This window comes from Aeromicrobium terrae (genome assembly GCF_008039565.1).
Taxonomy (GTDB): Bacteria; Actinomycetota; Actinomycetes; order Propionibacteriales; family Nocardioidaceae; genus Aeromicrobium; species Aeromicrobium terrae.
In genome coordinates this window covers 430,489-449,259 of record NZ_VDUX01000003.1, presented here as the reverse complement: position 1 = coordinate 449,259, position 18,771 = coordinate 430,489, and the positions used below count along the sequence as shown (strand labels likewise).

The 18,771-nt window shown below is 70.6% G+C and carries 22 protein-coding genes; 11 read left to right on the top strand and 11 right to left on the bottom strand.

Features of this window, described 5'->3' with window-relative positions:
• Positions 1-61 precede the first annotated feature (61 nt).
• The gene (locus FHP06_RS08960) at positions 62-976 is read right to left on the bottom strand and encodes an SGNH/GDSL hydrolase family protein (protein WP_147685899.1); all 915 of its coding nucleotides are present in this window, start codon (positions 974-976) and stop codon (positions 62-64) included.
• Between the two features lie 39 nt (positions 977-1,015).
• On the opposite strand from FHP06_RS08960, the gene FHP06_RS08955 reads away from it, so the two are divergent.
• Entirely contained in the window at positions 1,016-1,693 is a 678-nt protein-coding gene (locus tag FHP06_RS08955; protein ID WP_147685897.1) for a tyrosine-protein phosphatase, read from the top strand.
• Between the two features lie 3 nt (positions 1,694-1,696).
• Here FHP06_RS08955 and FHP06_RS08950 read toward each other — a convergent pair whose 3' ends face one another.
• The gene (locus FHP06_RS08950) at positions 1,697-3,958 is read right to left on the bottom strand and encodes a right-handed parallel beta-helix repeat-containing protein (RefSeq protein ID WP_147685895.1); all 2,262 of its coding nucleotides are present in this window, start codon (positions 3,956-3,958) and stop codon (positions 1,697-1,699) included.
• An 83-nt stretch (positions 3,959-4,041) separates the two neighbouring features.
• Positions 4,042-4,524 carry a GNAT family N-acetyltransferase gene (locus FHP06_RS08945; RefSeq protein WP_147685893.1) on the bottom strand — a complete coding sequence of 161 codons (483 nt, stop codon included), beginning with the start codon at positions 4,522-4,524 and terminating at the stop codon, positions 4,042-4,044.
• 30 nt (positions 4,525-4,554) lie between these two features.
• On the opposite strand from FHP06_RS08945, the gene FHP06_RS08940 reads away from it, so the two are divergent.
• From FHP06_RS08940 to FHP06_RS08925, 4 genes are read left to right on the top strand one after another with little or no spacing between them, the layout of a single operon-like run.
• The gene (locus FHP06_RS08940) at positions 4,555-5,448 is read left to right on the top strand and encodes a pirin family protein (protein ID WP_147685892.1); all 894 of its coding nucleotides are present in this window, start codon (positions 4,555-4,557) and stop codon (positions 5,446-5,448) included.
• A gap of 57 nt (positions 5,449-5,505) precedes the next feature.
• A complete protein-coding gene (locus FHP06_RS08935) occupies positions 5,506-6,324 on the top strand; it encodes an SDR family NAD(P)-dependent oxidoreductase (RefSeq protein WP_147685890.1) in 819 nt (272 codons plus the stop codon).
• A gap of 7 nt (positions 6,325-6,331) precedes the next feature.
• On the top strand, positions 6,332-7,762 hold the full coding sequence (locus FHP06_RS08930; protein ID WP_147685888.1) for a cytochrome P450: 1,431 nt from the start codon (positions 6,332-6,334) through the stop codon (positions 7,760-7,762).
• Positions 7,720-8,523 carry an SDR family NAD(P)-dependent oxidoreductase gene (locus tag FHP06_RS08925; RefSeq protein ID WP_147685886.1) on the top strand — a complete coding sequence of 268 codons (804 nt, stop codon included), beginning with the start codon at positions 7,720-7,722 and terminating at the stop codon, positions 8,521-8,523. Before FHP06_RS08930 ends, FHP06_RS08925 begins: the two co-directional genes overlap by 43 nt.
• Here FHP06_RS08925 and FHP06_RS08920 read toward each other — a convergent pair.
• From FHP06_RS08920 to FHP06_RS08910, 3 genes are all read right to left on the bottom strand, one after another.
• Complete coding sequence (locus FHP06_RS08920; protein WP_147685884.1) at positions 8,520-9,719, bottom strand: HNH endonuclease signature motif containing protein; 1,200 nt, start codon at positions 9,717-9,719, stop codon at positions 8,520-8,522. The two genes, FHP06_RS08925 and FHP06_RS08920, sit on opposite strands and share 4 nt — an antisense overlap.
• 84 nt (positions 9,720-9,803) lie before the next feature.
• Positions 9,804-10,226 carry a VOC family protein gene (locus FHP06_RS08915; RefSeq protein WP_147685882.1) on the bottom strand — a complete coding sequence of 141 codons (423 nt, stop codon included), beginning with the start codon at positions 10,224-10,226 and terminating at the stop codon, positions 9,804-9,806.
• Position 10,227: 1 nt separating this feature from the next.
• Positions 10,228-10,671: an SLOG cluster 4 domain-containing protein gene (locus FHP06_RS08910; protein ID WP_147685880.1), complete on the bottom strand. Its 444-nt coding sequence runs from the start codon at positions 10,669-10,671 to the stop codon at positions 10,228-10,230.
• Positions 10,672-10,779: 108 nt separating this feature from the next.
• Between FHP06_RS08910 and FHP06_RS08905 the strand changes: the two genes are divergently transcribed.
• The gene (locus tag FHP06_RS08905) at positions 10,780-11,058 is read left to right on the top strand and encodes a hypothetical protein (protein ID WP_147685878.1); all 279 of its coding nucleotides are present in this window, start codon (positions 10,780-10,782) and stop codon (positions 11,056-11,058) included.
• Between the two features lie 45 nt (positions 11,059-11,103).
• Positions 11,104-11,664: a sugar O-acetyltransferase gene (locus FHP06_RS08900; RefSeq protein WP_222706424.1), complete on the top strand. Its 561-nt coding sequence runs from the start codon at positions 11,104-11,106 to the stop codon at positions 11,662-11,664.
• Positions 11,665-11,709: 45 nt separating this feature from the next.
• Here FHP06_RS08900 and FHP06_RS08895 read toward each other — a convergent pair whose 3' ends face one another.
• Both FHP06_RS08895 and FHP06_RS08890 read right to left on the bottom strand, forming a co-directional pair.
• Positions 11,710-12,135 carry an Hsp20/alpha crystallin family protein gene (locus tag FHP06_RS08895; RefSeq protein ID WP_147685877.1) on the bottom strand — a complete coding sequence of 142 codons (426 nt, stop codon included), beginning with the start codon at positions 12,133-12,135 and terminating at the stop codon, positions 11,710-11,712.
• Between the two features lie 107 nt (positions 12,136-12,242).
• Positions 12,243-12,773, bottom strand: a complete 531-nt coding sequence (locus tag FHP06_RS08890) for a mismatch-specific DNA-glycosylase (RefSeq protein WP_230973450.1) — start codon at positions 12,771-12,773, stop codon at positions 12,243-12,245.
• Positions 12,774-12,833: 60 nt separating this feature from the next.
• On the opposite strand from FHP06_RS08890, the gene FHP06_RS08885 reads away from it, so the two are divergent.
• Together FHP06_RS08885 and FHP06_RS08880 are read left to right on the top strand one after the other, a co-directional pair.
• Positions 12,834-13,337: a gluconokinase gene (locus tag FHP06_RS08885; protein ID WP_147685873.1), complete on the top strand. Its 504-nt coding sequence runs from the start codon at positions 12,834-12,836 to the stop codon at positions 13,335-13,337.
• Positions 13,338-13,363: 26 nt separating this feature from the next.
• The gene (locus tag FHP06_RS08880) at positions 13,364-14,725 is read left to right on the top strand and encodes a GntP family permease (protein WP_222706434.1); all 1,362 of its coding nucleotides are present in this window, start codon (positions 13,364-13,366) and stop codon (positions 14,723-14,725) included.
• 18 nt (positions 14,726-14,743) lie between these two features.
• Here the strand turns inward: FHP06_RS08880 and msrA are convergent, their stop codons facing one another.
• Positions 14,744-15,373, bottom strand: a complete 630-nt coding sequence (gene msrA / locus FHP06_RS08875; RefSeq protein ID WP_147685870.1) for a peptide-methionine (S)-S-oxide reductase MsrA — start codon at positions 15,371-15,373, stop codon at positions 14,744-14,746.
• Positions 15,374-15,449: 76 nt separating this feature from the next.
• Here msrA and FHP06_RS08870 point away from each other — a divergent pair, with 76 nt between their 5' ends.
• Positions 15,450-16,559 (top strand): AI-2E family transporter, encoded by a 1,110-nt coding sequence (locus FHP06_RS08870; RefSeq protein WP_230973449.1) that lies wholly within the window; start codon positions 15,450-15,452, stop codon positions 16,557-16,559.
• Between the two features lie 10 nt (positions 16,560-16,569).
• Complete coding sequence (gene ilvA, locus FHP06_RS08865; protein WP_230973448.1) at positions 16,570-17,760, top strand: threonine ammonia-lyase; 1,191 nt, start codon at positions 16,570-16,572, stop codon at positions 17,758-17,760.
• Positions 17,761-17,773: 13 nt separating this feature from the next.
• Here ilvA and greA read toward each other — a convergent pair whose 3' ends face one another.
• Together greA and FHP06_RS08855 are read right to left on the bottom strand one after the other, a co-directional pair.
• Positions 17,774-18,277, bottom strand: a complete 504-nt coding sequence (gene greA / locus FHP06_RS08860) for a transcription elongation factor GreA (protein ID WP_147685866.1) — start codon at positions 18,275-18,277, stop codon at positions 17,774-17,776.
• A 64-nt stretch (positions 18,278-18,341) separates the two neighbouring features.
• Positions 18,342-18,743: a DUF4307 domain-containing protein gene (locus FHP06_RS08855; RefSeq protein WP_147685864.1), complete on the bottom strand. Its 402-nt coding sequence runs from the start codon at positions 18,741-18,743 to the stop codon at positions 18,342-18,344.
• Positions 18,744-18,771: the final 28 nt, after the last annotated feature.

Here is an 18,771-nt window from a genome sequence, read left to right as displayed (position 1 = left end):
GACGCACGACCCGACGTGGACGCCCGGTTCCCACGGACCGGGCGTTCACTCGTCTTCGGGGTCAGCTCGCGCGACGTCGACGCAGCGCGGTGGCCCAGCGGCCGTCGCGGGTGACCTCGGTGCCGGCGTGGCGGCCGGCGTGCTGCGCGGCCTCGTCGAGCCGCAGCAGGTCGCGGGAGCTGGTGCCCGCCGCCCCCTCGCGGGAGTGCTCCCGCAGCGCCGCTGCCATCGACGGCACGAGGACCGAGACCATGTTGGCGTAGCCCGTCTCGGACGGGTGGAAGCGGTCCAGCCCGAACATCACGTCGTACTTCTCGTCGAAGACCGGACCGAGCAGGTCGCCGAGCGAGACCGCGCGGCCGCCGGCGGCCACGACGGCCATCGTCTGGCGACGCGCGAGCGCCCGGCTCCGGCGGCGGGCGACGAAGCGCAGCGGCTGGGGGATGGGCCGGACGGTGCCGAGGTCGGGGCAGGTGCCCACGACGACCTCGCAGTCGGCCGCGACGAGGCGGCGGACCGACGATCCGAGCAGCCGGGACGACACGTACGACGGCACCTGGTGGGTGACGTCGTTGGTGCCGATGACGATGACCGCGACGTCAGGCTCGTGCTCCAGGCCGAGGTCGATCTGCTCGCGGAGGTCGTTCGTCTGGGCGCCGACGACCGCCAGGCTCTTCACGTCGACCGGGGCGTCCATCACGTGGGCGAGGCCGATGCCGATCATGGCCGGTGGTGTGGCGTCGGCCGTGGTCATGCCGTAGCCGACCGCGGCGGAGTCGCCGAGCACGAGGCAGCGGATGGGGCGGCCGCCGAGGTCGTCGCCGTAGACGCCGTCGGCCGACGGCGGGCGGTCGTCGGTCATGCCGATCGCCCGACGCGCCACGAGGCTCTCGCCGAAGAGCATCCCCTGGTAGCCGAGCAGTGCCGCACCGGCACCGACGGCAGCCGTGGCGGCCCGCCTGGGAAGAGGACGCATGCCCCAATTTTAGTGGGCACCCCCTCCTAGGATGGCCCCGTGCCCGTCGACCTGCCCAACCTCCGCGACGTCGGTGGCCTGACCACGCACGACGGCCGGCCCATCCGCCGCGGCGTCCTGTTGCGCAGCGCCCTCCCGGCGCCCGACGACCTCGTGCCCGACGACGTGCACTGGCCGCCGGCCGTGGTCATCGACCTGCGCTCGGAGATCGAGCACGGCGACGGTCACCCGCTGCAGGACCTCTGCCCGCGCGTCATCAACCTGCCGCTGCTGTCCTCGCTCGCACCCGGCCGGCAGGACATCGACACGCTGAAGACGCTGTACCAGATGGTCGTGGAGGACGCGGCCGAGATGCTCGTCGACCTCGTCCACGAGGTCGCCGACGCCGACGGCCCCACCCTCGTCCACTGCGCCGCCGGCAAGGACCGCACTGGCGTCGGCGTCGCGCTGGTGCTCCGGCTGGTCGACGTCACGCACGAGGAGGTGCTCGCCGACTACGTCCTCACCGACCACGCGCGCGAGGCCATCGACATCCGGCTGCGGCGCGACGACATCCACCCGTCGTACCCGGTGTCGTTCTACCTCGTCGCTCCCGACGCCATCCAGGCCGTCCTCGACCACTGGGACGCCCACCCCGGCGGCACCTACGGCTGGTTCACGGAGGCCGGAGGCGATCCCGCACGCGTCGAACGCCTGCGGGACCGCCTGCTCGGCTGAGCGTCAACCCAGGGCGGCGAACGGTGCGGCCGCGCCGTAGATCTTGTACAGCGCGAACGGTCCGGCCCCGGCCGTCTGGCACCGGTCGTCGAAGAGCTTCGTGGCGCGCGCGTCGGACATGCCGGCGCCGTAGCCCATCGCCTTCGTGCCGTCCACCCGGCCGGTCGCGAAGCCGCGGATGCGCTGCACCATGCCGAGCTGATGTGCCTTGTCGGCCTTGCGCCACCAGCTGCACGTGAACGTGCCCAGCGGACCCTCGGTGGGGATCGCCTTCTTGCTCTGCAGCAGCGTCGGCAGCGACTCCACGAGCCCGGTGACGCGTCCGAGCACGCGCCGCAGACCGCTCTCGTAGGGCGCGCACAAGCGGTCGGAGAGACCGGACGCGCAGATGGACGCGAACGACTTGTTCTGCAGCGTCGTGTCGGCGGTCAGCGCCTTGCCGGACGTGGGCGGGGGCGGCGTCTTGGTCCAGTTGCAGCCGACCTTGCTGCCCGCCGGGTAGCCGGCCAGCGTGAAGCCGGCGAAGCAGGCCACCAGCTCGACCTCGTTCTTGATGTTGCCCAGGCCGATGCTCAGCTGCGGCTTGGTGCCGTTGAGGCAGCCGGGCAGGTGGCCCGGGGAGCTCGTGACCTTCTTGCCCGGGGCGGCGGAGTTGTCCCACCAGCAGTTGCCGGTGGTCAGCGGGAACGCGTCCCACCAGAAGTCCAGGCCGTTCGGCTTCACCGCGCCGTTCCGGTCCACGCCCATCGTGTTGCCGTGGAACGTGTTGTCGTACGACGTGGAGATGCCGAGCAGCGAGCAGCCGGGCACGGGGGTGTCGCTGCCCAGCGGCGGCGGGCCGCACACCAGGGCGTCCGGCACGGCGAACAGCATCACGCCACGACGCCAGTTGTCGTAGAAGTGGTTGTTCTTGACCTCGTTGGCGTTGCCGCCGGCCAGCCACAGGCCCGTGCCGACGGGGGCCGCGATGAACGGGTCGACGTCCGAGCCGGGCAGGAACGGGTTGAAGTTGTTGCTGTAGAAGTTGTTGTCCTCGATCACGTTGCCGTGCTGCGGGAACCCGGGGTGACCGGGGGCCGTGAACACGTCCGTGGTGAAGCCGAGGGCGTTGTCGTAGAAGTTGTTCTGGTAGATCAGCGTGCCGTGGCTGTCCGTGCCGGAGAAGCCGCCGGTGTTGTGGTGGCTGTCGCACCAGCGGATCACCTGGCTGTACCGGTACTTCGGGTAGAACGGCAGGTACCGGTCGTCGGTGGAGTCCGCGCCGGAGCCGGGGTAGAGGCCGGAGTCGCCGTTGCCGGCGGCGTCGCAGTTCTGGATGACGCCGTGGTCCTCGACGAACGTCAGGACGCCGTAGCCGCCCGCGTAGTACGTCTTGAACCGGTCGAACAGGTAGCCGTCGGTCTCCATGACGTAGATGTCGTGCTCGAACGCGTGCCGCACGGTGACGTTGCGCAGCACGAACCCGTCGGCCCGGTCGACGAAGATGCCGACGTGCTTCGCGTGGCCGACGGCAGAGGGTCCGCCGTTGCCCGCGGTCTCGTCGCCCGCCTCGACGATCACGTCGTCGGCGCTGACGCCGGAGCCCTCGAGCTGCATGTTGCAGCGGATGCACGGGCCCGGGTTCGGGACGCCGTGGCGGTCCTCGTGCGGCGTCGACGGCAGCGGACCGGTGTCCGGGCCACGGCCGATCACCGCGACGAGGTTCGCGTCGTTGGGGCAGTGCAGCTGGTAGTCGTGGCTCAGGGCGCCGGGGTCGCCGCTGTCGGCGGGCACCTTGTACTGCTCGCAGGCCGGGTCGAGCGTCGGCTTCGCCCGCGACGTCTCCTCCTTGTACAGGCCGGGCATCACCACGACGCGGTCGTTGTTGCCGGAGTCCGTGACCGCCTTCTGGATCTCGTGGTAGTCGCACTTCGCGAACAGGTCCTCGTTGATGTCGAGGAGCTTCGTCGCCTCGGCCGCGCTGAAGGTGCGGTGGTCCGTGGGCCGGATGTCGTAGCCCTTGTCGCGCGCCGTCGCGATGGAGGCCTTCAGCCGGTCGAGCGAGTCCTCCTTGCAGACCACGCGCGTGGTGCCCTTCGCGTCGTCGTCGAGGGCCGACGCCAGCGATCGCGCCGTGGGAACCTCGCCGCCGGCGCACGGCGAGACCGTGCAGTCGGGTTTCGGGTCCGGCCAGTATGACGGTCGTTCGACGTGGGCCTGAGCCGCCATCGCAGGGAGCAGAACTGCCACCAACGGCACGACGACGAGCATGACGACACGGCGCATGAAGCACTCCATCCAGTTGTCCGGGACAACAACGAGAACGAGTTTCACCTAAAGTCGGTTATGCGTAAAGGCTCAGGTTTCTCTCAGGCTCCGAGCTCGGCCAGGGCCGGACCGGCCAGCCGATAGCCGAGACCGTCGTCCAACGGCTCGGCGCCGAGGCTGTCGTAGAAGGCGATCGACGGCGTGTTCCAGCGCAGGACGTCCCACTCGAGACGGGTCCAGCCGCGGTCGAGGGCGATGCGCGCGAGGGCCACCAGCAGGTCGCGGCCGAGGCCCGAGCCGCGATGCTCCCCGGCGACGTAGAGGTCCTCGAGGTGGATGCCCGGGACGCCCTCCCAGGTGGAGAACGTGCGGTACCAGACGGCGAACCCGGCCGGTACGCCGTCGACCTCCGCGATCAGGGCGGCCGCGGCGGGGTCGTCGCCGAACAGCGCCACGGCCAGCTGGTCGGGCGTCGCACGAACCTGGTCGAGCTTGCGCTGGTGCTCCGCCAGATCGCGGACCATCCGCACGATGGCGTCCACGTCGTCCGGCGTCGCGACCCGGATGCGCTCAGGAAGGACCATGGGCCGACCCTATGCGCGTAGCCTGACGCCATGCCCGGAGACCGCGTGCTCGAACCACGCGAGGTGCCGCTCGGCGGCGTCCGGGGCCTCAGCGTCCACCGCACCCTGCCGCACCGGGACCTCCCGACGGTCGGGGCCTGGTGCTTCGTCGACCACTTCGGCCCGACGCGCGAGCCGATGACCGTGCTGCCGCATCCGCACACCGGGCTGCAGACCGTCACCTGGCCGCTGGCCGGCGACATCCGGCACCGCGACAACCTCGGCAGCGACGTCGTGCTCAAGCCGGGCGAGCTCAACCTGATGACGTCGGGCGCCGGCGTCTCGCACTCGGAGTTCTCGAGCGAGACCACCCTGATGCACGGCATCCAGCTCTGGGTCGCGCTGCCCGACGACGCGCGGCACGGGCCGGCCGGCTTCGAGCACCACCCCGACCTGCCCCGCACGGGCGGCGACGGCTGGTCCGCCATCGTGCTGGTGGGGGAGCTCGACGGAGCCGCCTCGCCCGCCACCACCTACTCACCGCTGGTCGGCGCCGAGCTGACGGTTCGACCGGACGTGACGGCCACCGTCCCGCTGCGCGGCGACTTCGAGCACGCGGTGCTCGCGGTCGACGGCCCGGTTCGCGTCGGCGGCCAGGACCTCGATCACCGGCAGATGCAGTACCTCGCGCCAGGCCGGGACACCGTCGAGCTCGAGGTGGCGCGCGACAGCACCGTCCTGCTGATCGGCGGGGAGCCGTTCCAGGAGTCCATCGTCATGTGGTGGAACTTCATCGGACGCACGCACGAGGACATCGCCGAGGCGCGTGAGGACTGGGAGGCCGGCAGCGACCGCTTCGGCCAGGTCGCGGGGCACGACGGCCAGGTCATCCCCGCTCCGCCGCTGCCGGGCGTGCGGCTCCGACCACGTCATCGACGCGACTGACCCGATGGGGTACCGTCGTTCCAGATACCGCTGGTATCCGAAACGAGAGGACCCCCCATGACGCACTTCACCGGCAAGGTCGCCGTCGTCACCGGCGCCGCCTCCGGCATCGGCCGCGCGCTGGCTGTCGAGCTCGGCCGCCGTGGAGCCAAGGTCGCGATCTGCGACGTCGACACCGACGGACTGGCCGAGACCCAGCGCCTGGTCGCCGCCACGGGTGCTGACGTGAAGTCGGACCGCCTGGACGTCGCCGAGCGGGAGCAGGTGCTCGTGTACGCCGACGCGGTGAAGGAGCACTTCGGGCGCGTCAACCTCGTCTTCAACAACGCCGGCATCGCGTTCACCGGCAACGTCGACGAGATGGGCTTCAAGGACATCGAGCGGATCATGGACGTCGACTTCTGGGGCGTCGTGAACGGGACGAAGGCCTTCCTGCCGGCGCTGATCGAGTCCGGCGACGGCCACGTCGTCAACATCTCCAGCGTGTTCGGCCTCTTCGCGATGCCGACCCAGAGCGCCTACAACGCCGCCAAGTTCGCCGTGCGCGGGTTCACCGAGTCGCTGCGCCAGGAGATGCTGCTGTCGGACCATCGCGTCAAGGTCACCTGCGTGCACCCGGGCGGCATCAAGACCAACATCGCTCGCAACGCCGGCGCCGCCGAGAGCCGCGACCAGAAGGAGCTGGCCCACAGCTTCGACAAGCTGGCCCGCACGAGCCCGGAGAAGGCGGCGAAGATCATCCTGCGCGGCGTCGAGAGGGGCAAGGCTCGCGTCCTCGTCGGCATGGACGCGGTGATGTTCGACAAGATCATCCGCATCACCGGCCCGGGGTACCAGCGGCTGTTCGCGCGGGTCGGCCACCGCTCCGGGCTCTGACGCTGCCGTGAAGAACGACTGGTCCGGCCAGACGCTCCCGCACCCTGCGGGACGTCGTCGCGTGGTTGGCGATGTCGCCGGAGTCGATCGGGCACGGCCCCTGCAGAGCACGATGGATCGCGTCCAGGGGCTCGGACCGCTCGTCGAGATGCAGGTCTTCGGGCAGAAGTTCGTGTTCGTCACCGGCGCCGGGCTCGCCGCGGAGCTGTGCGACGAGCAGCGGTTCCACAAGGGGCTCTCTCCGGCGCTCGAGGCGTTGCGCGAGTTCGCCGGCGACGGCCTGTTCACGGCCCGCGACGACGAGATCAACTGGAAGCTCGCGCACGAGCTGCTGATGCCCGCCTTCACGAAGGAGGCGATGCAGCGCTACCACCCGACGATGCTCGAGACCGTGCGCGAGCTCTTCGCGATGTGGGACGCGCAGGACGGACCGGTCGACGTCTCCGTCGGCATGACGAAGCTGACGATGGAGACGCTCAGCCGGGCCGCGTTCAGCCACGACTTCGGGTCGTTGACGCAGCAGGAGGTGCACCCGTTCATCCCGGCGATGATCGCCGCACTCTCGGCGGGCCAGCGGATCGGATCGCTCAACGCGATGCCGGGCGCGTCGGTGTTCGCGAAGCGGGTGCGGGCGCGGAACCAGCACCACCAGGACTACGTCGACTCGATGCTCGACGGGATCATCGCGGAGCGTCGCGCTGGTGAGGTGGATGACCGCGACCTCCTGGGCATCATGCTCGGCTCGGAGCTGGACGACCTGAACATCCGGTACCAGATCCTCACGTTCCTGGTCGCCGGCCACGAGACGACGTCGGGCGCGCTCTCGTTCGCGCTGTACTACTTGTCGCGGCACCCCGAGGCCCTGGCGCGTGCCCAGGCCGAGACGGACGTCGTGCTCGGCCCGGACCGCGACGCCGAGCCGACGTACGAGCAGGTCGCGAAGCTGCGCTCCGTGCGGCGGGTGCTCGACGAGGCGCTGCGGCTCTGGCCGACGGCGCCGGCGTTCACCCGCAGCCCACGTGAGACGACCGAGCTGTCGACCGGTCACACGATGCGGCCGGAGGACTGGGCGATCGTGCTGCTGCCGATGGTCCACCGCGACCCGGAGGTCTGGGGCGACGACGCGGACGAGTTCGACCCCGACCGCTTCCTGCCCGAGCGCTCGCGCGGCCGCGCCCCGCACGCCTACAAGCCGTTCGGCACGGGGATGCGCTCGTGCATCGGGCGGCAGTTCGCGCTGCACGAGGCCGTGCTGGTGCTGGCGCGGCTGCTGCACCGCTACGACCTGAGCGGCGACCCCGACTACGCGCTGCGGATCTCCGAGCGCCTCACCCTCATGCCGGAGGGCTTCGAGCTCTCCTTGCGTCCTCGCACCCGCACGACAGGAGAAACCCCATGGCCAGAAACCTCGAGCTCCGGGGCGCCCGCACGCTCGTGACCGGCGCCACCGGTGGACTCGGCCAGGCGATCGCCCGCCGGCTGGCCGCCGAAGGGGCGGAGCTGGTGCTCACCGGCCGCCGCATCGACGTGCTGGAGCCGCTCGCCGCCGAGCTGGGCGCCCGCACCGTCGCGGCCGACCTGGCCGACCTCGCCGAGGTCGACCGGCTGATGGCGGAGGCCGGTCCGCTCGACCTGCTGGTGGCGAACGCCGCGCTGCCGACGTCGGGCCACCTGCTGGAGTACACGCCCGAGCAGGTCGAGCGCGCCTTGACCGTCAACCTGCACGCGCCGATCGCGCTGACCCGCACCGCCGCGGAGGGCATGGTCGAGCGCGGCCGCGGGCACGTGGTCCTGATCGGCTCGGTATCCGGCAAGGTCGCGTCGGTCTCGTCGTCGCTCTACAACGCGACGAAGTTCGGGCTGCGCGGCTTCGCACTCGGCTTCCGCCAGGACGTCGCCCAGCACGGCGTGGGGGTGTCCGTGGTCGAGCCGGGGTTCGTGCGCGACGCCGGCATGTTCGTCGAGGGCGGCGGGAAGCTGCCGCCGGGCATGCGGACCGTGACGCCCGAGGCTGTGGCCGCCGGCGTCGTGAAGGCCGTGCGCCGGAACAAGCCCGAGGTCGTGGTGGCCCCGGCCGAGCTGCGCGCCGGTGCCGCGGTCGGCTCCGTGCTGGCGGGCGTGTCCGAGAAGCTGCAGAAGGCCGGTGGCGGAGCGAAGGTCGCGGCGACGCTGGCCGAGGGTCAGAAGGACAAGCGCTAGCGCCCGGAGAGCGAGAACTCGACGGCGAACTGGGCGAGATCGTGCTCCGCCCACGAAATCTCGTCGAGTGGAGGTGAGTGACTGGTCGTCTCGACCGGTATCTCACGTCCGGATGGGAGGACCCATCTCAGGACGCCGTGGCCTTTCATGCCGTGGTGCCGTCGGTGCAGTGGCCAGAGGTTGAACCCGGCTGTGGGTCCTTCGGGGTGTGGTTCTCGATGATCGATGTCGCACTGGTCGGCTGGTGTGGTGCAGCCGGGGGCCTGGCAGACGCCATCTCTGAAGACGATGGCCTTCTTGAGGATCTCGGGGGCGAACCGGCCGAGGTAGGTGTGGTCCAGGGTGTGGCCGGCGCCATCGGTGATGATCCGGTGCCAGAGCGTGTTGCCGGTGGCGACTAGGTCGGTGATCCAGGCGGCCGGGATGACCCAGTCTCCGTCGGCGGAGATGATCGGGTCGTCGTTCACGCCGGCGAGGGAGGCGGCGGGGATGGTGACGGCGATGTCGGCGTGGATCGCGGGCTCGCCGGCTTCGTTGGTGGTGAGCCAGGCGGCAAGGAGGTCGGCACGGCGCTGCTGGAGGGTGCGGGGGTCGTCGGCGCCGAGAGCCTTGGCTTCCTTGATCAACCGCTTGTCGATCGCCGCCAGGAGATAAGACGGCAGCTTGGCGTCGAGGAACCCCATGCCGTCGTCGCCGTGGAAGGCGTCGACCCGGCGCGTCTTCCGTTCGTCCTCGGCGCGCTTCTCGTGCTCGTCGGGCTCGACGCGGGCGATGAACCGGCGCACCCACTGCCGCAGCTGGGCGGTGGTGTGGGTCTCGGCGTACGTCACGACCCGCTGATCGAGCCGCACGATCGACGCGTCGCGCTTCAGCTTGTCGATCCCGTCGGAGATGATCTGGACCCGGGCGGCGTCGATCCGGCCCTTGCGGAACGCCAGCCACGTCATCGGTGCCTTCTCACGGACGCGACGGGTGACAGCCAACCGGCGGTGCACCTGCCCCTCGGACAGGCCCGTCGCGGTGCCGATCTCCATCGGGATCATGGCGATGTTCGCCTGCTTCGCCAACGGCGACAGGTCGGTGGCGTCGACCCGGGCTTCCTCGTCGATCGAGTACTGGAGCATCCCGGCCCACTCGGCTGCCTCGGCGGCCGCTCGAGACCGGGCCAGCTCGGCGAGTCGGTCGGTCTCGATCATGTGTTCGATTGTATCGCACAGCAACGGCGTTGCGCAAGGGCCGGAAGGGAGATTTTGCCCCGAAATTGCAGGAATTTCCTCCGTCTACCCGAGTTGAGTGCGCCCGGCGTCGTCGATGGGCCAGCCGGGGTTGTGGGCGACCTCCCACACGTGGCCGTCCGGGTCGGCGAGGTAGCCGGAGTAGCCTCCCCACGGCGTCGCCTCGGGCGCCTTGACGACCGAGCCGCCGGCGGCGACGAACTCGTCGACCACGGCGTCGACCTCCTCGCGACTTCGTCCGTTGAACCCGAGCGCCGCGCCGCTGAAGGTAGCTCCGCTGTCCGCGATGCCGGCGTCGGCGACCAGCTCGGCGCGCGCCCACAGCGCCAGGATCATCCCGGGCAGCTGGTAGAACGCCACCTCGTCCTCGGTGTTGCCCCGCGTCCAGCCGAGGCCGTCCTCGTAGAACGCTCGTGAGCGCGCCAGGTCCGCGACGCCGAGCGTGATCAGGCTGAGTCGTTGGTCCATCTCACGAACGTAACCCCAGGGCGACGTCGACGGCCTCCTGCGGTGTGGCGGCCGTGCGGACCCCGTCGACGGTGAGTCCGCCGTCAAGGACGACGACCGTCCGTCCCAGGGTCTTGGCCAGCGCGACCTCGGCGAGCGTGCCCCACTCTCCGCCCACGGCGATGACCGCGTCGCCCGACGCCGCGACGGCGAGGTTGCGGCCGTGCCCGATCCCGGTGACGACGACATGGTCGGCCCACGGGTTCGCGTCCTCGCGACGCTCGCCCGGCACGATCGCGATCGTCGTCCCACCGACTGACTTCGCGCCGCGATGCGCCGCCGCCATCACCTCGCCGAGCCCGCCGGTCACGACCGTGCACCCGGCTTCCGCGAGCAGCCGCCCGACCTCCTCGGCCGCGGCTTCCCACTCCGCGCCGCTGCCGATCACCGAGATCTGACGTGCCATGCCGATCAGCATCACACGTTCGCGGAGCCGGATCAGGGTGGAGGGCGTACGGTGGGGGAGTCGGTTGACACAACAGCGGACACCCTTCGACGTCCAGGCAGTCAGCCGATGTTCACCACTCCCAAGTCCCCGCACTGGTCCGTCGACGTGTACCGCGTCAGCGACCGCGAGCACCAGCAACGCGTGCTCGCCACCTTCCGCGCCGAGTGTCGTCCGGCCGTCACCGCCCTGGGCACCCAGGACGCGACGTCGTGGTTCGTCATGATCGAGACCAGCTCCACCGAGGACCGGCTGTGGTCACGCCTGACCGTCATGGCGCACGACGCCATGGCAAGCCGGTCGTACTCGTTCGGACAGCCCCCGCTGTTCGGCCCCGTCCTCGCCTAGCCGCGCACACGTCGTGGCCGCCCGGTCCGTCCCTAGAGTGGTCCCATGACACGGTCGATGCACGAGCGGATGGTGGCGGGCGAGCAGTACATTGCCGACGACCCGGAGATCTCCGAGCGGCAGGCGGCGGGCCAGGAGCTGATGGAGGCGTACAACGCCACGTCGGTCCGCGACCGGGACGAGCGAAGCCGGCTGCTCCGGCAGCTGCTCGGCTCGATCGGCGAGGACACCGCGATCCGCCCGCCGTTCTACGTCGACTACGGCGCGAACATCACCATCGGCGCGCGCACGTTCGCCAACTACGGGCTGATGGCGCTGGACGTCGCGACGATCACGATCGGCGACGACGTGCAGATCGGCCCGAACGTCCAGCTGCTCACCCCGACGCACCCGCTGGAGCCGGGGCCGCGGCGCGACAAGTGGGAGTCGGCCCAGCCGATCGTGATCGAGGACAACGTCTGGCTCGGCGGTGGCGTGATCGTCCTGCCCGGCGTGACCATCGGCGCGAACACCGTCGTGGGCTCCGGCGCCGTGGTCACCCGCGACCTCCCACCGAACGTCCTCGCGGTCGGCAACCCCGCGCGCGTGATCCGCGAGCTGACATGACGACGGCCCCGCCGAGAGGGCGGGGCCGTGTCAGTGGTGCCGAGCTCAGCTGCGCGTGATCTCGATGCGCTTCGGCTCGGTGCCGGCGTAGACGCCCGCGACGCGGACGCTCAGGATCCCGTCGGTGTACGACGCGCTGATCGCGTCGGCGTCGACCTGCGACGGCAGCGTGAAGCTGCGCTTGAACGATCCGTAGCGGATCTCGCGGGCGCGGCGCTGCTCGTCGGCGCGCTCGTCGCGGCGCTCGCCGCTGATGACGAGGCGGCCCTCGACGATCTCGACGCTCACGTCGTTCTCGACGTCGACGCCGGGAAGCTCGACGCGGACGACCGCGTCGTCGCCGTCGCGGACGGTCTCGACGGCCGGGCTGAAGCCCGTGGTCTGGGCGGTGCTGCCGAACGCGGAGCGGACGAGGGTGTCGAAGTCGGCGAAGAACGGGTCACGCCGGGTGTAGCGGGTGAGAGTGGTCATGAGTGCTCCTCTGAGGTACCAGTCCGGTCACCACGACCGGTTCACCCAGTTCAACTTGAGTCGACCCGACTCAATTCCGGGTCCTCGTTCGCCGGTGGCGAACAGCATCAGTGCAGGTCAAGTCCTGCTGCTTCGGCGACGGTCCGGTACTCCGCCGCGAGCGACGTGGGCGTCGCGTGCGCGTTCAACCCGCTCGGGTTCGAGACCACCCACAGCTCGGCGTCGCCGATGCCCTCGGGCTGGCGCCCGGCCTTGGCCTTCTTGTCGCCGAACGCGACCCGGTACGCGGTGATCCCGAGGACGGCGACGACGCGCGGACGATGCTCGGCCACGAACCGCTCCACCCGCTCGCGACCGCCGCGGACCTCGTCGTCGGACAGCTCGTCCGCCCGGGCCGTCGGCCGGGCCACCAGGTTGGTGATGGCGACGCCGCGCTGCACGAGCGCGGGCGCCGCGTCCGCCGGCGTCAGCGCGTCAGCGGGCAGGATCCCGGCCGCCCGCAGCGCCGGGTAGAAGCGGTTGCCCGGGTGCGCGAAGTGGAAGCCGGTCTCCGAGCTCAGGATGCTCGGGTTGATCCCGACGATCACCAGCCGCACGTCCGGGCCGACGAGGTCGGGGACCGGGGGCAGCGTGCTCACGGCGTCCATCTGACCACGGGCGGGATGCGGTGTCCCGTCGGGTGATCGACGATGGACGGGATGTCGAACCCACGGCCCGTCGTCGTGATGGGGGTCTCCGGCTCCGGCAAGTCCGTCGTCGGTGCCGCGCTCGCCCAACGCCTGCGCGTGCCGTTCGCCGACGCCGACGACTTCCACCCGCAGGCCAACATCGACAAGATGGCCGCCGGCCACCCACTCGACGACGACGACCGGCGACCCTGGCTCGACGTGATCGGCCGCTGGCTCGAGGAGCACGCGGACGGCGGGGTCGTGAGCTGCTCGGCCCTCAAGCGGACGTACCGCGACCAGCTGCGCAGCCACTTCGCGGACCTCCAGCTCGTCCACCTGAGCGGCGACCGTGACCTCATCGCGCGCCGGCAGGCGAGCCGGCCCGGCCACTTCATGCCGCCCGCGCTGCTGGACTCCCAGTTCGACACCCTCGAGCCGCTCGAGCCCGACGAGGACGGCTTCGTCATCGACGTCGGCCAGAGCGTCGACGACATCGTCCAGGAGTACGTCGACCGCACGAGAACGGAGACCTGATGTCCATCCTGTCCGCCGCCCTGCCCATGGACGACGTCGTCAAGCCGGTCGCGGACGGGTGGCAGCTCGTCGTCGCCGCGCTCGTCGGCATCGCGCTGATCGTCGTGCTGATCACGGCGGCCAAGGTGCACCCGTTCCTCGGCCTCATCCTCGGCGGTCTGACGGTCGGCATCGTCGCCGGCCAGAACGTCAACGACGTGATCGCGTCGTTCTCCACCGGGTTCGGCGACACGGCCGCCGGCGTCGGCATCCTGATCGCCCTCGGCGCGATGTTCGCGAAGCTCCTCGCCGACTCCGGCGGCGCGGACCAGATCGTCGACACGATCGTCGGCCGCGCCTCGACCGCCGGGCTGCCGTGGGCGATGGCGCTGGTCGGCGCGATCATCGGCCTGCCGATGTTCTTCGAGATCGGTCTGGTCCTGCTGATGCCGGTCATCTACCTCGTCGCGCGGCGGGCCCAGGTCTCGCTGATCACGGTGGGCATCCCGGCGCTGGCCGGTCTGTCCGCCATGCACGGGCTCGTGCCTCCGCACCCCGGCCCCCTGACCGCGATCGACTACCTCCACGCCGACCTCGGCGTCACCCTCGCACTGGGCGTCCTGGTGGCCGTCCCGACGGTGGTCGTCGCCGGGCCGCTCTTCGGGCGCATCGCCGGACGCTGGGTGGACGTGGCGCCGCCGCACACGTTCGACGCCTCCGACCGCGACGAGTCGGCGCAGCGGCCGTCGTTCGGCATCACGTTGTTCAGCGTCCTGCTGCCCGTGGTGCTGATGCTCGGCAAGGCGCTCGTCGACATCCTCATCGACGACGAGGAGCAGACCTTCCGTCAGGTCCTCGACGTCCTGGGCACCCCGTTGATCGCCCTGCTGATCGCCGTGCTCGTGGCGATGTACACACTCGGGATCCACGCCGGGATGGAGCGCAAGGACGTCGCCGCGTCCGTCGAGGCCGGTCTGCCGCCGATCGCCGGCATCCTGCTGATCGTGGCCGCCGGCGGCGGGTTCAAGCAGGTGCTCGTCGACACCGGCGTCGGCACCGTGCTGGCCGACTGGGCCAAGGACGCCGACATCTCGGTGCTGCTGCTCGCCTGGGTGCTGGCCGTGCTCATCCGACTGGCCACCGGCTCGGCCACCGTCGCCACCATCACGGCGTCGTCGCTGATGATCGAGCTGGTCGACGGGCTCAGCACCGGCGAGACGTCGCTCGTGGTGCTGGCCGTCGGCTCCGGGTCGGTGTTCTTCTCGCACGTCAACGACGCCGGGTTCTGGCTGGTGAAGGAGTACTTCGGGATGTCCGTCGGTCAGACCATCAAGAGCTGGTCGCTGATGGAGACGGTGCTGTCGGTCACCGGCCTGGTGTTCGTGCTGCTGCTCGGGATCGTCATCTGACGACCCCGAGCCACGGGATCACGCGTAGCTGACGCCCGTGGCGTGCAGCGGGCAGTAGCCGTACGGGTTCTTCACCAGGTACTGCTGGTGGTAGTCCTCGGCGTAGTAGTACTCGCCGAGCGGCAGGATGCTCGTGGTGATGGTGCCGTAGCCGGCCGCCGTCATCCGCTCCTGGTAGTGCGCCTTGGACTCCTCGGCCAGCTTCTGCTGCTCCTCGGTGGTCGTCAGGATGATCGAGCGGTACTGCGAGCCGCGGTCGTTGCCCTGGCGCATGCCCTGCGTGGGGTCGTGGTTCTCCCAGAACACCTCGAGGATGCGGCTGAACGGCAGCTTCTCCGGGTCGAAGATGATGCGCACGACCTCGGCGTGCCCGGTGCGACCCGTGCACACCTCCTCGTACGTGGGGTTGGGCGTGATGCCGCCGGCGTAGCCGACCGACGTGGACCAGACGCCGGGGAGCTCCCAGAAGGTCTTCTCCTCGCCCCAGAAGCAGCCCAGGCCGACGACGACGGACTCCAGGCCCTCGGGCACGTCGGTCTCGACCGGGTTGCCCAGCACCAGGTGGTCGCCGCCGACGGAGAAGGGGCGGGTGTCGCGTCCGCGGAGGGCGGTGCTCTCGTCGGGGAGGGTCGTCGTCTTGCCGAACATGGGGGCCACCTTTCGTGGTCGAGCGTATGCGTTTCAACATCGAGCCGCAGGCCTCTGTTCCCGTAGTCTCGGTGCCGTGGAGGACTCGTCGCGGCGTTCGGTGCAGATCCCGATCGGGGTGGAGATCGCGACGGCCTGGGCGTGGCGCCTGCTGATCATCGCGGCCGCCGGACTGCTCGGCATCTGGTTCCTGCGCTACTTCTCCGAGATCACCGTGCCGGTGGCCATCGCGGTGCTCGGGACGGCCCTGACGATCAACGCGGTCGACTGGCTCGAGGACCACGGGATCCCGCGGCTGGCCGCCACGTTCATGGTGGTCCTCTTCATGCTGCTGGCGTTCTTCGGCATGCTCGCGCTCGTCGGCCAGCAGCTGTCGACGCAGGTCAGCGACCTGAAGGCGAACGTCGTCGAGGGCATCACGCAGGTGCAGGACTGGGCCAAGGACGGCCCGCTCGACCTCAGCGACGCGCAGCTCCAGAGCTGGATCGACGACGCGAAGGCGAGCATCTCCTCCAGCGACACGTCGCTGCTGACCCGGATCGGCGAGGTGGGCACCACGCTCACGCACATCGTCGCGGGGTTCTTCATCGCGCTGTTCTCGGCGTTCTTCTTCCTCTACGAGGGCGATCGCATCTGGAGCTGGGTCGTCGCGCTGTTCCCGCAGGCCGCCCGCGAGCGGGTCCACACCTCCGGACAGACCGCGTGGCGCTCGCTCACCGCGTTCGTGCGGGCCACGGTCATCGTCGCGCTCACCGACGCCCTGGGCATCGCGTTCGCCGCGTGGGCGCTGGGCGTCCCGCTGACGCTGGCCATCGGCGTCCTGGTGTTCCTGGGCGCGTTCGTGCCGATCGTCGGTGCGCTGGTCTCCGGCATGGTCGCGGTGCTCGTCGCGCTCGTGGCGCAAGGGCCATGGACCGCCCTGTTCATGCTGCTCGCGGTGGTCGCCGTGCAGCAGTTCGAGTCGCACGTGCTGCAGCCGTTCCTGATGGGCAAGATCGTCGCTGTCCACCCGCTGGCCATCATCATCGCGATCGCCTCAGGCGTGGTCGTCGCGGGCGTGGTGGGAGCGCTGATCGCCGTCCCGCTCGCGGCCTGCCTCAACGGCGTCGTGCGGCATCTGGCCGTCACCGCGCGGGAGTTCCAGAGCGATCCGGAGGAGCTCCCGCCCGAGCTGGGGCACGCCTAGAGTGAGGTCCGTGGAGCTCTCCGACGTCCTCGCCGCCCGCAGCCTCCTCGACGGGGTGATCGAGGAGACGCCGATGGCTCACTCGCGGTGGCTGAGCACCCGCGCGAAGGTGCCCGTCTACCTCAAGTGCGAGAACCTCCAGCGCACCGGCTCGTTCAAGATTCGCGGTGCCTACGTGCGCATCTCCCGGCTCTCCGCGGCCGAGCGGGCCCGCGGCGTCGTGGCCGCCAGCGCCGGCAACCACGCGCAAGGCGTCGCCCTGGCGGCCTCGATGCTCGACACGAAGGCCACCATCTTCATGCCGGAGGGCGCGGCGCTGCCCAAGGTGAGCGCCACCCAGGGCTACGGCGCCCAGGTCGAGTTTGCCGGCGCCGGCGTCACGGAGGCGCTCGAGGCGGCGCAGCAGTTCGCCGACGAGACCGGGGCGATCCTCATCCACCCGTTCGACCACGCCGACATCCTGGCCGGCCAGGGCACCGTCGGGCTGGAGATCGTCGAGCAGCTGCCCGACGTGCGCACGATCATGGTGCCGCTCGGCGGCGGCGGACTGGCCGCGGGCATCTCGCTCGTCCGTGAGCGTCATCCCGACGTCACCGTCATCGGCGTCCAGGCCGAGGACGCCGCCGCCTACCCCGGATCACTCCAGGAGGGCCGGCCGGTCGCCGCGACGCTCGGATCGACCATGGCCGACGGCATCGCCGTGGCCCGTCCGGGCGACATCCCGTTCGAGGTCATCGCCGCGCAGGTCGACCACGTCGTGACCGTGAGCGAGGAGTCGATGAGCCAGGCGCTCGTCGGGCTGCTCGAGCGCGGCAAGATGCTGGTGGAGCCGTCCGGCGCCGCCGCGGTCGCAGCCCTGCTCGACGAGCCCGGCGCCGTGGAGGGCCCGGTCGTGGCCGTGCTGTCCGGCGGCAACATCGACGCGCTCCTGCTGCTCGACGTCATCCGCCACGGCCTCGTGGCCGCCGGGCGGTTCCTCCGGCTGCGCGTCCGCATCACCGACCGGCCGGGCGAGCTCATGCGGCTGCTCGCCGACCTCGCGGGGCTGCAGGTGAACGTCCTGAACGTCACGCACGACCGCTCGGCCGAGTCGCTCGGCGTGCGGGAGGTCGACGTGTCCGTCGAGGGCGCCACGCGTGGGCCCGACCACCGCGAGGACGTGCTGCGTCGGCTGGCCGAGCTCGGTCACGCGCTCGTCTGAGCGGCGCTGACGGTCAGAACGGGACGGCGTCGACGATCTCGACGGTGATGGTGCTGCCGTTGGGAGCCTCGTACGAGGCGGAGTCGCCCTTGGACTTGCCCATGATGGCCGCGCCGAGCGGCGACGTGGGGGAGTAGACGTCCAGGTCGACGGCGCTGTCCATGCTGAGCAGCTCGCGCGAGCCGAGCAGGAACGTCTCGGTGTCGGAGTCGCCGGCGAACTTGATGGTGACCTTCATGCCGGCCTCCACCAGGCCGTCGTCGGCCGGCTTCTCGCCGACCTCGGCCCGACGCAGCATGGCCTCGAGCTGGTCGATGCGGGCCTTGGTCTTGCCCTGCTCCTCGCGGGCGGCGTGATATCCGCCGTTCTCCTTGAGGTCGCCCTCCTCACGAGCCGCGGCGATCTTGGCCGTGATCTCGTCCATGACGTCGTTCTTGAGGTGCGCGAGCTCCTGCTTCAGCCGGTCGTAGGCCTCCTGGGTGACCCAGATGGTCTCGGTGTCGGTGTGCTGAGTCATCGCTCCTCCTCTGACGTGCGGCACCCCAGGCAGTCCGCCCGGGGTGAAACATCGAGCCTAGCACTCAATCCAAGGATTCACACATGCGCAAGACGCCCGTGACGGCCTTCCGCTCGGTCTCCACGGTGATCGGATAACGGGTCTTCTTCTCGGTGCCGGCGGGGAGGTCGACGGTCTTCTCGCCGACGATGTCGTGGTCCGCTGACTGCGCGTAGACGGTGCAGCGGACCCGGACCGGCTCGGGCCGCCGGACGTCCAGCGTGACCTTCACGTGGTGGGCGTCGACGACCTCGTAGCCGTACAGCTTCGCGGTGACCGGGCGGGGCTGGAACGCGACCCACGCGGCCCAGGAGATGCCGATCGCGATGCCGACGGCCGCGACGACAGGCCACATCCAGCGGGGTCGCTTGCGCGTGCCGTAGCGGGCGGCGACGGTGCTGGACGGGTCGGTGCTGGACGGGGGCACCCCGTCATTCTCTCAGGCGTCGCAGGCC